Consider the following 14,125-nt stretch of genomic DNA (forward strand, 5'->3'; position numbering starts at 1 on the left):
GCCCACACAAACCTTTCAGAGGCCGAACTTTAGGTTATTTCTGAAAAATACATCGCTATTCTGTAACTTATGGATCATTCCAGGACAACAAGAAAGGATTCTCATGTCGAAGCAAGTCTCAATCATTTCGCAGACAGTCTTCTCTCCCTCTGCCCTACAGGGCAAAGTGGCTGTGGTCACCGGTGCTGCGCGTGGCATCGGGCGTGCCATCGCCCTTGCGCTCGCCTACGCCGGTGCAGACATTGCCGGTATCGATCTTTGCGGAGTTGTTGATTCGCGGTCGGGCGTTACGCCATCCTCTCCGGAGGATCTTGCAGAGACGGGGCGACTCGTCAAGGCTGCTGGTCGTCGCTGGTATTCCGTCATCGTCGATCAACGCCAACTGCCCGCAATGCGCCAGGCCTCAACGAAGATTGAGTCTGCACTTGGCCCGATTGATATCCTTGCGGCGAACGCAGGCATACAGCAATTCCACCCTCTTCTGGAATTGGAAGATGACGACTGGAACATCACCATCGACACGAACCTGACCGGCACCGCAAACACGCTGCGCGCCTTCGGTCCTGCCATGGTCGCCCGCAGTTATGGGCGCATCATCGTCACCACGTCCACACAAGGGCAGCATGGTACCTATCACGGGGCTGCCTATTCCGCTTCGAAGTGGGGATTGATCGGGCTGACGAAGTCAGCCGCGTGGGAACTCGGCAAGCACGGCATTACGGTGAATGCGCTCGTTCCCGGTCTGATCGACACGCCATTGACGCGCCATGAAGAGCGCTATGCGCAGGCTCTTGAGAGCAGCGGCAAGGCGCCCTCGGGCAACCTTGTGAAAGATGAGCAGGCTGCACGCGAAGGGCTGGCCAGGTCTTCTCCCCTCCGCGTTCCCTGGATCGATCCGAACGACATCGCGCCAGTTGTCGTTTTCCTCGCCTCGGATGCGGCGCGAATGGTGTCTGGCTCCTCATATGAAGTGACGGCGGGTGATAGTGCGAAGAATACGGCGTGATTGTTGTGTGTGGTTGGAGGGTCGTTTTGCTAATTATTTGGCATACATTTTGCTAATTATCTGGCACACTCTTGCGTGTGGACAAGCACGTTGATGACACCGTGATAGTTGCGCAGGTTGGCATGCGCAACTTGAACAGACCACGTTTGTGGTAAGCGTCCTAAAGGAGCCAGGATAGGCGCATCGACTACGCCTAATGGCGTTGAAACGTAGCGCCGCTTACCATTGAAGCTACACTCCTAGTTTGATAGCCAACTCGGTCGGTGCCAGGCGAGGAGTTTTGCTTTCATATGTTCCACGTTCTGGCGTCGTTGTGGGTCGGCAGCTACGTTATGAAGCTCAGCGGGATCGGATCGTAGATCGTAGAGCTCCTCGCGGTCATTCTCCCACAAGGTATATTTCCAGTCGCCATCACGTGCCATGTATTTCGCGTGTGCCGTGCCGAGTGCGTACTCGGCAAACACCGGCCCCAAGGCCATGTGGGTGCCAGGATCTCTAACTATTGGCGCAAAGCTCTTGCCGTCGTTCGGCTGAATCTGCCGCACTCCGCATAGCTCCGTCAGAGTCGCGCTCAGAGAAACTTGGCTGAGCGGCATTGATGCCACTCCACCGCCCCCATTTGGCAGATGAATCAGCAGCGGAACACCGCAGGATCCTTCATAGAATTGAAACTTTTGCCATAAACCAAGATCGCCGAGCATCTCGCCGTGGTCGGAAGTGTAGACGATGATCGTATCGCGATCGCCGCCCGTCTCCTTGAGCGCGCTCAGAAGCTGCCCTACGCAATCATCCATCTGCGCAAGGTTGGCGTAGTAGTATGCCATATGCTGCTTCGCTTGAGCTTCATCGCGAAGCTCCGGCGTCGGTCCGTTGTATCGGATCGATTCGACAACCTCCTTCGGAAGCGTCGCCAGGTTGGCCTTTCCCCAGCTCGGCGGAAGCTTCATCTCCTCAGCCTTGAACATGTCTGCAAAGCGTTGTGCCGGCATAAAGGGATCGTGCGGCTTCAAAAACGAGCTCACCAGGAAGAAGGGCCCGTCCTCCTCGCGATGCCTTCGGAGGTAGCGAATCGACTCTCGAGCGACGAACGAATCGAAGTGATCTTTTTCATCGAGAAGCGAGACCTTGCCTACATGCACCGATCCCTCCCGTTCGTCCTTATGCCGGGCGTTCTTCCACGGATCACCCTCTTCGCGCCACAAGTCATCGATCTCCGGCTGTCCCGAGCCGGAGTTGGGCCGCCCCAGTTCATCGGCATAGATCGCCGTCTTCGGCCCGAGATACTGAAACCAGTCATTGAATTCCAGCCGGTAGTCGAAGCCGTGCGACTGCGCATCAACCCAGTGCATCTTGCCGATCAGAGCCGTGTTGTACCCCGCCGCACCGAAGTGGTGAGCCATCGTCTTATGCTTCGTATCGTAGGGATGCGCGTTGTCCTGCGCCTCGTGATTGTGGCTGTAGAGGCCCGTCATTAGAGAAGCGCGCGAGGGCGTGCAGACCGGGTTGGCGCAGTAGGCGGCGGTAAAACGCACGCTCTTGGCGGCCAGCGCGTCCAGATGGGGCGTGCGCGCGACCTTGTCGCCATAAGCTCCCATGCAGCTGCGTTTATGCTGATCGGCCATGATCAGCAGTACATTAGGGCGTTTTGTCGCAGCAAGTTGCGCGATTCCCGATCGCCTCACGGCAGCCGATGCCGCGAGAATCATGCCATTCTGCAGGGCGGTGCGACGATTCATGCCATCCTCTTCAAAGATCAAACCATTCTGTCTTTCACTGCGAGAAGAATGTTATTTGTCGCATCTCTTCCGTTCTGGCATCATAGGGGCATGCGTAAGACCTTGTCACTTGCAGTGTGTCTCCCCGCTACTTTGCGGTGTCCTGCAACGCGGCAGCTTTCGCTCTGTTGTTGCTGATAGACGCGGTCTGAATACGCCTTCTTTTCAAATTTGTAGTGCGAAGTTTTGTGTATAGCTTGCTACCTGCGTGTAGCGGAGCTATAAAGCTCAGCGGCGTTCCAACGCACATATCTCGGCTGCGAAACATGCTCTAGACGCTCTCATGAGGACACGTAATGAAGAGACATATTTTTTTGTTGGTAGTTTTCCTTCTTGGAGCGGCTCCGCTCTTTGCCCAGGAGTCTGGCACCCTCGCCGGTCTGATCACGGACCCTTCTGGAGCCGGGGTAGTCAACGCCAATGTCGTCCTCACCAGTACGGCCACCGGGCAACAGCGAACCGTCCAATCCAATGAGCGCGGCGAGTACAGCGTTCCTGGTCTGCCTGCCGGGCCGTACACCCTGCGCGTCGAAGCGACTGGGTTCCAGCGTCTGGAGCGCAGCGGTGTCACTGTAAGCTCCGCCAGCACAGTCTCCGTCGACCTCCCGCTCACTATCGGCGCCACGTCCGAGACGATCACCGTCACAGAAGCCGCTTCCCTACTCCAGTCCCAGTCCGGAACCGTCTCCTCCCTTGTCGACAGCAAACAAATGGTCGCGCTTCCTCTCTCCACCCGAAACTTTACCGACCTCGTTCTGCTCACCCCTGGAGCCCACGTTGGCTCGGCCTCCAACCTCTCCGAGGGCGGTAGCGTTTACTCGCTCCGAGGAGGAGCCAACTATTCCGTCAACGGATCCCTCGCCGCTGCAAACGGCTACCTGATTGACGGCATCTACGATCGCAACCAGTGGCTGAACACCCTCGTCCTCGTTCCCATCGTCGATAGCATCCAGGAGTATCGCGTCCTCACCAGCAGCTACACCGCCGAGTACGGCGAGGCTGCCGGAGCCATCACCACCGTCACCACACGCTCCGGCTCGAACGGCTTTCACGGCCGCGTCTGGGAGTTTCTCCGCAACGATGTGATGAACGCGAACACCTACTTCGCCAACCAGGCCAATGTTAAGCGTGCTCCTTATCGACGAAATGTCTTCGGCGGAATGCTTGGAGGCCCGATCTTCCGCGATAAGACCTTCTTCTTCGCCGACTACCAGGGTATCCGCCAATCCATCGGCAACACTGTCACCTCGACCATACCTACACTGGCGCAGCGGCAGATGGTGGCAACTGGCAACTTCGCCGGTCTTGGAACGCAGATCTACAATCCCTTCTCCACTACAAGGGTTGGCGGAGTGACCACAAGAGCTGCCTTCCCGGGCAACCAGATTCCCACAACCCTGCTCAATGGGCCTTCGGCCAAGCTCTTCAGCCTTTTGCCCGCACCCACCAACGCAAACGCGACCAACAACTACACCATCTCCCCTGTCACCACCCAGCAAACCAACCAGTTCGACGTTCGCATCGATCAGAACCTGTCCAAGGCAGACCGTCTCTTCTTCAAATACTCCTACGACCGCACCAACCAGGTCGCACCTGGATCAGTTCTTACGGTAGCCAATCCGCCTTTCACTATCGGGCCGTACGTCGCGAGCACCACGGCCAACGCCGCGGCGTCTTTCGAGGCTTTCGCCCACTCTGGAACTCTCAGCTACACCAAAGTTATCGGTGCCCAAACCCTCATTCAGGGCCGCGCCGCCATTATCCGCTGGAATTCTGAGGCCATCCCCACCGGCGCGAGCTTCGCCTCAGCCACCGCCATCGGAATCCCGGGTATCAACTACAACCAGAACTCCGGAGGCCTTCCCGCCTTTACTATCAGCGGTATTTCCTCCCTGGGCGACTCCACTTCGTGGCCCGAAATCGCCCACGTGACCACCTTTCAGTACGATGGCGACATTACTCGCACCGCTGGCTCTCACACCATCAAGGCAGGCATGCTCTTCTTGCGCCATCGCTTCAACGGTTTCTCGGCATTTCCCACTCGCGGAACCTACGACTTCAATGGACAGTTCACTCGCCAGATCGGCGCCACCACAACAACAACCGCCCTCGCCGACTACGCCCTGGGAGCAACCGACGCTGCCACCCGCAACATCCTGGTCGGCAACTTCGGTATGCGCAGCTTCCAGCTCGCTCCCTACATCCAGGATACCTGGCGCGTCACCGATCGCCTCACGCTCGAGTACGGGGCCCGCTACGAGATCAGCGCGCCCCCTTATGAAGTCAACAACCATTGGGCTAATCTCAATATCCAGACTGGACTGCTGATGGTCGCTGGACTCAACGGCAACAGCCGCCGGCTCCGCAACATCGACTACAACACCTTCGCTCCCCGTGCCGGTCTCTCCTACAGCATCGGAGCTTCCAGAAAGACCGTGCTCCGTGCAGGTTTTGGGGCCTCCTATGTCGACACACTAGTAGGCGGCGCGCAGATGTACAAGAACCTGCCCTACTACTTTTCGCAAGTCGTCGCGACCAGCTCAGCGGTTCCACCAGTCACCCTGCTCAGCGATGGCTTCCCCACCCCGGTAGCGCCAGATCCAAACAACATTGCCGCCATCTCTGTTGGAAGTCCCACCGCCTGGGACATCAACACGCGGCAGACAGGCGTCTTTCAGTACAGCGCCGGAGTCCAGCGAGAGTTGCGCAACGACCTTATCGCCGAGGTCAACTACGTCGGCACGCGCACACAGCACCTGCTCATCAACTCGCTCAACCTCAACCAGGCTGTTCCAGGCCCCACGGCCGTCGCCACACGGCGTCCCTACAACACCATCAATCCCAATCTGGTGAACGTCGCCTATCGTACCGCCGCAGCCGATTCCAACTACAACAGCCTTCAGGTCCACGTCGAAAAACGCATGTCCAGCGGCTTCAACTTTGGCCTCTCCTACACCTACAGCAAATATCTCTCCACCTTCGGAAATCCCAACGGCAGCGGCAATAACGACATTCAGGACGCACGCTGCCTGCGCTGCAACTACGGACGCATGGCCGACGACCTCACACACACCCTGGTCTTCAATCACGTCTACGAACTGCCCTTCGGCAAGGGACGCAAATATCTCAACAGCGGAGTTACGTCCACGGTTCTCGGTGGATGGGACTTCAGCGGAGTCTGGTCGCTCCACTCCGGCTCTCCCTTCACCGTCTTCTACGGCACGAACGTCTCCAACTCCTCCGGAGGTGGAACGCAACGCCCCAATCGAATTGCAAGTGGAAAACTGAGCAGCGGAAGATCCATCACCAAGTGGTTCGATACGTCGGCATTCGTGGCACCGGCAGTCTACACCTTTGGCAACTCGGGAACAGGTATCCTCGAAGGCCCTGGATACTTCAATGTAGACCTCACACTCGAGAAGCGCTTTCACATTACCGAACGCTATGCCTTCACGCTTCGCGGCGAATCGTTTAACACCTTCAATCGAGCAAACTTTAATAACCCGAACGCCACGATAGGCACGGCACAAGCGGGAGTGATTAATTCCACACAGTCGCCGCGCGTCTTGCAGCTCGCTGCAAAGATCGACTTCTAGCTAGATCTTGAGTTTTCAGCCGCGACGCTGACCCGTTTACCGGCATCGCAAAACAAGTATTTCAATAAAGATGAGCAGAGAAGGAGTCGCCGGTGCCGGAAACAGGAACTACACGTCGCGGTTTTCTAAAGGGAACAGGCGCGTTGCTCGCCGCGGCAACATCGTCCGCGCAGTCGCGCCAACAGTCTGACGCCGTCAACCTGATCTACATCCACTCGCATGATTCCGGCCGCTACCTGAGCCCGTACGGTCATGGCGTCCCTACGCCGAACCTCATGCGGCTCGCTCGTGGAGGAATTCTCTTCCGTCAGATGTTTTCCGCCGCGCCAACCTGCTCTCCCAGCCGCGCCGCTCTGCTCACCGGCCAGTCTCCGCACACCGCCGGCATGCTCGGCCTCGCCCATCGAGGATGGTCGCTCAATGATTATCAGCAGCACATCCTCTATCGCCTCAAGTCAAAGGGCTATCACACCGTCCTTGCCGGCCTGCAGCACATCGCCAAAGATCCGCATAGTATCGGCTACGACGAGGTCTATACCCAGAAAAACACTACCGCCAGCGTCGTCGCTCCACATGCCGTCGAGTTCCTTCGCAGCAAGCCGACCAAACCTTTCTTCCTCGACGTCGGCTTCTTCGAGACTCACCGCGAATATCCCACCCCCACAGACAGCACCGACTATATCCTTCCGCCTCCGCCTATCGCCGACACGCCTGAGACGCGTTACGACATGGCTGGCTACCACCAGAGCGCACGTCAGCTCGACCGCGGTATCGGCATGGTCCTCGATGCGCTGGATGAGGCTGGCCTTGCAGAGAACACTCTCGTGCTTAGCACCACCGACCACGGCATCTCCTTTCCCGACATGAAGTGCAACCTCCGTGATACCGGCATGGCCATCTCCTGCATCATGCGCGGCCCCGGCGTCTTCAAAGGTCCTAAGGTCTGCGACGCCATGCTCTCCAACATCGACGTCTACCCCACTCTCTGCGAGTTTTTCGACATGGAGATTCCGTCCTGGGTTCAGGGCAAATCCTTCCTCGCCATTCTCGAAGGCAAACAGGCTGAGGTTAATACCGAAGTCTTTTCCGAGGTGACCTATCACGCCGCATACGAACCCAAGCGATGTGTGCGTACGCACCGCTACAAATACATCCGTCATTATGACGGGCGCACTACCGTCGTGCTTCCCAACTGCGACAATGGCCCGAGCAAAACGCTTTGGCTCAAAAGCGGCTGGAAAACAGCTCCTTTGCAACAAACGGAAGAGTTATATGACCTGATCTTCGATACTGGCGAGCACAATAACTTGCTCCACGATCCGAGCCATGCAGCGACGCTGAAGCAGATGCGTGCCACTCTGCAGAATTGGATGGAACGAACGAATGATCCTCTACTGAAAGGGCCCGTGCCACTCGTCGCCGGAGGGCTCACAACCGATGTCAATTCAGAGTCGCCTGAACCTGCTACCGCTCCAACTCAATTGCTACCAAAACAACCTTAAGAAGATCTACGAAGCTTCCGAGACCCGGACGGACAGCCGGACGACCGCGACTGCGGTGAGCCACTTCGATCTTTGCTCCACACGCAGATTCAGCCCGGTACTGAGAGTATTGGCGGCAATTCTTCTTCCATAAGCCCGGCCGATTCGTCTTACCAAACGCTGACAGATCCCTTGCGACAAAGTTGCGTTAATCAATATCGCAACTTTGGTACGCCACTGATTCCTATGAGGCGCTGGAGTACCATTTCACAATCCCAGCTTGTCATTCACGGCGACCACAATCTCCTGCTCCGCTCCGAGATAGCGTTCCGTCGTTTGGATCGAAGAATGGCCGAGCAAAAACTTGATCTGCTCCAGATCTCCACCATTCTTACGGCACAGCTTGGCACAGGTACGGCGAAGATCATGTGCGCCGAAGTGCTCGATTCCGATTTGCTTCGATGACTGTTCAACTATTGACCAGATGGCCCAGTCTCCCAGTTTACTTCCGAGGATTTTGCCAGACTTTGAAAGCGGTCGCAGCAGTCGCCCTTCTTCCACCTTGGCCGCAGCCATCCAGGCATCGATTCCCTTTCTTTACCCAGGTCGGAACAGCCACCGTCCGAACCCGTCCTCCCTTACCGACGAGGTCGACGATCACTCATCGGCCCTCTCGGAGCTGGCGCTTCAACTCAGTCCTTCCCGAATGCTGTATCCCAGCCCCCGTTCTGTATGGAGAAGGCGTGACATGCCAGGCTGATCCAGTTTGGTGCGTAGAAACCGAATGAAGACATCGAGATTGTTCTCACTTACATCACGATCTTCCCAGACGACTTCAATGATGCGACTTCTCGGCACGACGCGCCCAGCTGATCGCACGAGACATTCCAGGATCGCGAACTCAGTCCGAGTTAGCTCAAGGCGGTTACCCACGCGCGTTGCCTCATGCAACAAGGACCTTCAGCGCGGATAGGAAAGTCTCAGGCACTGCGTATCCTTTCGATGATTTAGGTCAGTTTCTGCCGCCCAACTAGCTCGTCTTGAGCCAGTTATAGTTACTCGTGATGATGGAACTCTTGCTCCGTGAGTGGTGGAAAAGAATCGCGACTTACGTTGGCGAGTGTTCCGTCAAGACTTGATGAACGTTATGTGTCCTTGAAAAGTCTTCTGATTCACAGAAAGCGAAACGACGCCCTTCAATAAGTGCATCGGCCTGTTCTCGCCCGCTAAGAGCTCAGCGGGCTTTTCGTGACGTCTCAAAATGGGAGCGCACGCTTTCCGTCAGCTGGCACCTGCTCTGCCCACCTTCCATTACCAGGGTCCCTCCTTCCTCTTTCTTCCAAAGATGTCCGTCAATTTCTTGACCGAATCATTGATTTCCTGCACGTGGGGCATGCCTCCCGCATTAAGGTTCGCGAAGTTCATGCTGTATTCGCGCACTGTGCGGATTTGCTCGCTAGGCAGGATTTCAAGCTGCTGGATTGTCACGTTATAGGTGTAGGACGTGCCGAGCGGCGCGTTTCCGGGACGGTAGCGGATGACCTGAAAGGTGGCGTTGCGGGTCTCGCCTGGCTGGAGGATAAATCTTGGGTCCGCGCTGGAGCTCGTGGTAAGCCCGATCCCTTGCGCGCTCACGTCATGCGTACCCGCGTGCCCCCAGGTGTAGGCGTTGCCGAGATTGTCCAAGGCGGTGGAGGTGCCCGACGCGTAGGCGAGAATGATGGGCCGGTCGGACAGATTGCGAAACTTTACCTCCAAGCGCAGCACGTGGTCTTTGAAGTTCCCGACTGAACTCGCAGTGATCTGAGCGATGGTCGCGACAACAGGGCCGGAGGAGTAACAGCGCTGCGTGCCGGCGCATGCGTCGGTCATGGGCGTGGCAGCCGGGATCGCCGCCCTGCTTTCGGGCGCGGAAGCAGCGGTTAGAGGGAGATTTCCGGTGATTGCGGGAGCAGATATGGGACGGGGCTCGAGACCATTCACCAGTTGAGTAAAGCGGATCTCGTGCTCGCGTCCCAGACGCAACTGAGTGGCACCGAGACTCTCGATCTCGCGTAGAGTCATGCTGATGGTGAACGAGGTGCCGTAAATGATGTTGTGGTCCATTCCCAGCACCATCTCGATGCGCGCGTCGCCGCTCTCGCCGGGCTCCAGTGTGAATTTTGTATCGACACTGGAGGATGAGGTGATTACGCCCATTCCATGGACGCTATTCACATTCTCGATGACATACCGATTGCCTCGATCGTCGATACCGAGTCCGGAGCCCTGCACGATTCCGAGCATGAGCGCCCGATGGACCTTGCTGGTGATGCGGAGATTGACCGTGAGAACTTTGAATCGACCAGCGCTGCTGGTGCGGAAGTCATTGACGGTAGCGGAGAAGCTGCCGGTCTCATAGCAGGGTGTTGCAGGAGCGCAGAGGCTCGCGGTTCCGGGTGCCGATGCTGCGAGAGTCGACTCCGGAATGGCAGACTTGGAGCCGGAAGCAGAAGCCGACGCGCGAGCGGAACTTCGCTGCAGATCTCCCAGCGCCTTGACTACCGCGGCTTGAGGCCATCGTTTCATCCTGTCCATCGCTTCATGAGGGAGTGCGACGGTGCGTCCATGCTCAGCCCACGCCAGCACGGTTGTTTCCTTGTGACGAAGAAAGACTTCAATCGTGTCGTTTTCGATATCAATGAGCAGAATGGCCTCTTCCTCGCCCCCGCGATGGGGCGCGTTGCCTTCGGTATGGAGCACGCCATTCTCTTCCTCAAGCTCCGTCGCGGGGTTGAGATTGGCAACGAGGCTTTTGTACTCCGGCCCTAGCAGGGCAATAAGTCTTCGCTGGAGCGGCTGGGACTTCAAGAGATCGTAAGGTTCCTGACCGAGCTGCTTTTGAAGATAGGCCAGCGGCTTTGCGGAAAGCGGTTGACGGGCCTGGGTTTGGGCGGAACTTATTCCGCCGGGCGTGAACCAGACCAGGAGAGCTAAGCACAGAAGCCGAACAGAATTGGGGACGAGAGTACGTGAGACCATTGTTTACTCCAGTTGAAAAGAGAATCCGTGTGCGGAATTGGAGAGAGGTGTCTACGCTGGAGCAAATACTCAGGCGTTCTTCACCAGGGTTTCTCTGATTGCCGACCAGGCGAAGTAACCGCTGGCGATGGATGAGAGATAAACGCCTGTACCGATGGAGATCGCCTTCATCAATTCCTGGCTACCCTGGTCCATCAGCTCGTCGAAAGCTCCTCCGACTGCGCCGGCTCCGGCCATCCTATTAAGGCTGTTCCGTATCAGCAATCCAATGAGGGCCATGAAGACGAGGGGCAGGAGACCTGCGAGGGGAGCTCTCTTGTCCTTCCACGCAAAGGAAACAAACGGACCTATGAATGCGGCGATGGCCATTAGACCGTAGATGCCGCTGCCGCCTCCTCCGCGGCTGCCTTGCATTGCTGCCTCGAGAGGGCTGTTGGAATTGAGTAATCCAAGCAACTGCCAGAAAGTGAAATTGAGGCTTCCGAGGGGAGTTTGGATGGACGCGGCGGACAAAACGAACCAGCCTAGAAACAAAACTCCTGCGGCGATCAGGCTGGGCATTCCGAAGCGCTCGACAGCGCCGGATGCGAACTTGCCGCCTTTTTTACGGGCGGCCGCGAGAACAAGTTCTGCCTGCTCCCGGGCAATTTGCGACTCGGGAACGCTGGAGACCGCAATTACTTCTCCGTTGCTACTCAACTCCACGTCGACGCTCATGCCGGGGGTGGGCGGATCCTGAGACTTCCAGATTCCTTCGAGCGTAAAGGCGTATTGCTCTCCATCCACTGCGATGAGCCCCGCACCTAGCGTCGTATCGCGTAAGATCTTTCCACGTACCATCAGTACCCCTCCTCTACTGCGTTCAAGTGAAGGCAGTCTCAACGAGGAAGGTGAATGAAGTCCTGAAGCGGCTCTAAAGAACTCTAAAGGCCTGTAACTGTATGTCCTTGCAACAGCAATCGCGCCCCTCGGCCCTCATCTGGACATTTGGGAACTGCGAGTTCGACGAACTTCGGCTCCAGTTACGGGTCGATGGCCGCTTGGTCGAGGTCGAAACGAAGCCGTTGGAGGTTCTTCGCCAGCTCCTTCTCGACGCTGGTCAGGTAGTCACGAAGCAGCGACTTCTCGACTCCGTGTGGCCCGGCGTGATGGTGGTGGATGGCTCGATCGCTACAGCCGTTTCCAAACTACGCAAGGCCCTGAACGACGAGGACGCCCGCATAGTACTCACCGTAGCCCGCGTGGGATATCGCTTGGGCGTTCCGGTTGACTCCAGGCCGGCGACGGCAGAGCGACCCTCGACTCATGAAGGAAAGCAGGATGAGGATCACGGAATTGCGCCCTCTACCGTTGAGTCTCCCACTCTTGCCTCGCCTGCCAGTGTTCTTGACCGAATGTGGCGATTGAGATTCGTTGCGGCCGGTATAGCCGTGCTATGCGTGCTTGCTTTCGCGCTCAGCAGGCAGCGCTCATTTTTGCCCAAGACCGATGAAGGTTCTGTGGCGGTGCTGCCGCTGCAGAATGCCGGATCGGATCCCAGCCTCGACTTCCTGAGTATTGCCCTGGCCGACGAGGTCGCCACCGAACTGAGCAACGTGGGTTCGCTTTCGGTTCGGCCTGCCACGACGACCAGCAAAACTCTTGTAGCTGAAGCCGATCTGGTGAGCGCGGGCAGGCGTTTGCATGTTTCGAGTGTTGTGACGGGGCACTTCATCAAGGAAGGACAGCTGCTCCACGTCTCGGTGGAAGCAATCAAAGTAGACGACGGGCGCTTGCTGTGGCGGAACACCTTGACGGCGCCGGCCGGTGACATGCTTGCGATGCGCGACGAGATCCTTATGAAGATCCGAGGGGAGCTTGCAACGGCGCTGGGAGCGCCTGCTACCGCTCCGCGCGCGGAATCAAGACCAACGAACAATGAAGCATACACTCTCTATCTGCAGAGTCTCTCGTTGCCTTACGATCCGGAGCCAAGCCAGAGAGCGAGCCGGATGCTGGAGCGATCGGTCGAACTCGATCGCTCGTTTGCTCCAGCGTGGCTGATGCTGAGCAGGAGATACTATGTGGAGAGCCGGTACGCGAGCGGCAAGAGTAAGACGATGGACCGCTTTGAAGCCGCTTTGGAACGCTCCCGGTCTCTTGATCCTAACTATCTTCCGGCGAGCGCCGGTTTGGTAGCTCTTCACACAGAGCGCGGCGAGCTGACGAAGGCTCTGCATGAAGCGCAGGACCTGATGCGCCGCCGGCCCGACAGCGCGGATGCGCACTACTCCCTCAGTTACGTGCTGCGATACGCGGGCTTGCTGGACAAAGCAGCGACGCAATGCGATATTGCCTTTCTCCTTGAGCCTCACACGCAAAGTTCCGGACTGCGTTCCTGCGCGGTGGTCTTCCTGCTGGCGGGCGACTACAGCCGCGCTATGGATTTTGTTCGCCTCGATTCAGAGGGATCGAACTGGCGGAAGGCTCTTTCTATTCACATCTTGTTACGCGAGGGGAAAATCGAGGAGGCTGTGCGCCTGGGTCCGGCTGGGATTCCGCAATGGCAGAGCTTCGATATGTTGCTTGCTTGCGCTGAGCATCGACCATCAGCGGAGATCGACAAAGTTGCGGATCGGCTTGTTCCTGCCGATGATCCGGAAACCAAGTACTTTGCCGCATCTCACCTGGCCTATTGCGGCAAACTAAACGCGTCTTTGGAATTGCTGCGGCAGGCAGTCAGAGGTGGGTACTGCTCCTACCCCGCCGTTGATCTCGACCCCTTTTTCGCGGGCCTCAGGGGGACTCGGGACTTCGCCCAAATTCACACATCCTCGAAAAAATGCCAAGCGAACTTTTTGCTCGAAATCAATAGCAACAAGACTGCAACACCGCCAGCCTATCCGACGCCATGAAGGAATAGCTGAGTCGATGCACACTGGGGTTTCGCTAAATCGCCGAGTCACTCATCGACGATCAGTACGGAAGTTAAGCCTGATCGTCCCTCAGAAGTCCGCTTGTATGGGTCCTCCTGCTTGCACGGCGCAGGATGTTTCTACCCGCGAGGCCACGGCCAAATCGAACGCGAACCCTGAACGCAATTCATATGCACCGAGCGAATCAAAGAAGCCAAAAACTTCGCTGAGGTACCGTGCATGAACAAGGAAACCAAACATTGCTGAGAGGCTCTGCCTCTGGCGCGCGCAAGAGGCACCCTAATCTTCCGCGCTGCGCTTGTGCAGACCGCCTGTGGCGCCCGCCATTTCA

9 protein-coding genes are annotated in these 14,125 nt (G+C 57.3%); 4 read left to right on the forward strand and 5 right to left on the reverse strand.

What is annotated here, in order from left to right; all coding sequences use genetic code 11:
• Window positions 1–103: 103 nt before the first annotated feature.
• Window positions 104–1,006, forward strand: a complete 903-nt coding sequence (locus JAO29_RS16535) for an SDR family NAD(P)-dependent oxidoreductase (protein WP_334269358.1) — start codon at window positions 104–106, stop codon at window positions 1,004–1,006.
• 239 nt (window positions 1,007–1,245) lie between these two features.
• Here JAO29_RS16535 and JAO29_RS16540 read toward each other — a convergent pair whose 3' ends face one another.
• The gene (locus JAO29_RS16540; RefSeq protein ID WP_334269359.1) at window positions 1,246–2,742 is read right to left on the reverse strand and encodes a sulfatase family protein; all 1,497 of its coding nucleotides are present in this window, start codon (window positions 2,740–2,742) and stop codon (window positions 1,246–1,248) included.
• Between the two features lie 335 nt (window positions 2,743–3,077).
• Here JAO29_RS16540 and JAO29_RS16545 point away from each other — a divergent pair, with 335 nt between their 5' ends.
• On the forward strand, window positions 3,078–6,377 hold the full coding sequence (locus tag JAO29_RS16545; RefSeq protein WP_334269360.1) for a carboxypeptidase-like regulatory domain-containing protein: 3,300 nt from the start codon (window positions 3,078–3,080) through the stop codon (window positions 6,375–6,377).
• 92 nt (window positions 6,378–6,469) lie between these two features.
• Window positions 6,470–7,879 (forward strand): sulfatase family protein, encoded by a 1,410-nt coding sequence (locus JAO29_RS16550; protein ID WP_334269361.1) that lies wholly within the window; start codon window positions 6,470–6,472, stop codon window positions 7,877–7,879.
• Window positions 7,880–8,125: 246 nt separating this feature from the next.
• Here the strand turns inward: JAO29_RS16550 and JAO29_RS16555 are convergent, their stop codons facing one another.
• The 4 genes from JAO29_RS16555 to JAO29_RS16565 all read right to left on the reverse strand — a co-directional run bounded on the left by JAO29_RS16555 (window position 8,126) and on the right by JAO29_RS16565 (window position 11,719).
• The gene (locus JAO29_RS16555) at window positions 8,126–8,434 is read right to left on the reverse strand and encodes a site-specific integrase (RefSeq protein WP_334269362.1); all 309 of its coding nucleotides are present in this window, start codon (window positions 8,432–8,434) and stop codon (window positions 8,126–8,128) included.
• A 111-nt stretch (window positions 8,435–8,545) separates the two neighbouring features.
• Complete coding sequence (locus JAO29_RS23590) at window positions 8,546–8,791, reverse strand: winged helix-turn-helix domain-containing protein (protein WP_442886419.1); 246 nt, start codon at window positions 8,789–8,791, stop codon at window positions 8,546–8,548.
• 378 nt (window positions 8,792–9,169) lie between these two features.
• Window positions 9,170–10,879 (reverse strand): hypothetical protein, encoded by a 1,710-nt coding sequence (locus tag JAO29_RS16560; RefSeq protein WP_334269363.1) that lies wholly within the window; start codon window positions 10,877–10,879, stop codon window positions 9,170–9,172.
• 69 nt (window positions 10,880–10,948) lie between these two features.
• Window positions 10,949–11,719, reverse strand: coding sequence for a hypothetical protein (locus tag JAO29_RS16565; protein WP_334269364.1), 771 nt, complete (start codon window positions 11,717–11,719; stop codon window positions 10,949–10,951).
• A gap of 101 nt (window positions 11,720–11,820) precedes the next feature.
• On the opposite strand from JAO29_RS16565, the gene JAO29_RS16570 reads away from it, so the two are divergent.
• Window positions 11,821–13,773 carry a winged helix-turn-helix domain-containing protein gene (locus JAO29_RS16570; RefSeq protein WP_334269365.1) on the forward strand — a complete coding sequence of 651 codons (1,953 nt, stop codon included), beginning with the start codon at window positions 11,821–11,823 and terminating at the stop codon, window positions 13,771–13,773.
• The last annotated feature ends 352 nt before the right edge of the window (window positions 13,774–14,125 follow it).

The sequence above is a fragment of the Edaphobacter sp. HDX4 genome (assembly GCF_036877565.1).
Classification (GTDB): Bacteria; Acidobacteriota; Terriglobia; order Terriglobales; family Acidobacteriaceae; genus Edaphobacter.

What these genes read in the sequence shown, in the direction of transcription:
- JAO29_RS16570 (WP_334269365.1), top strand. Translation starts at nt 11,821, where the DNA reads ATGTCCTTGCAACAGCAATCGCGCCCCTCGGCCCTCATCTGGACATTT.
- JAO29_RS16565 (WP_334269364.1), bottom strand. Translation starts at nt 11,719, where the DNA reads ATGGTACGTGGAAAGATCTTACGCGATACGACGCTAGGTGCGGGGCTC.
- JAO29_RS16555 (WP_334269362.1), bottom strand. Translation starts at nt 8,434, where the DNA reads ATGGCTGCGGCCAAGGTGGAAGAAGGGCGACTGCTGCGACCGCTTTCA.
- JAO29_RS16560 (WP_334269363.1), bottom strand. Translation starts at nt 10,879, where the DNA reads ATGGTCTCACGTACTCTCGTCCCCAATTCTGTTCGGCTTCTGTGCTTA.
- JAO29_RS16540 (WP_334269359.1), bottom strand. Translation starts at nt 2,742, where the DNA reads ATGAATCGTCGCACCGCCCTGCAGAATGGCATGATTCTCGCGGCATCG.
- JAO29_RS16545 (WP_334269360.1), top strand. Translation starts at nt 3,078, where the DNA reads ATGAAGAGACATATTTTTTTGTTGGTAGTTTTCCTTCTTGGAGCGGCT.
- JAO29_RS16535 (WP_334269358.1), top strand. Translation starts at nt 104, where the DNA reads ATGTCGAAGCAAGTCTCAATCATTTCGCAGACAGTCTTCTCTCCCTCT.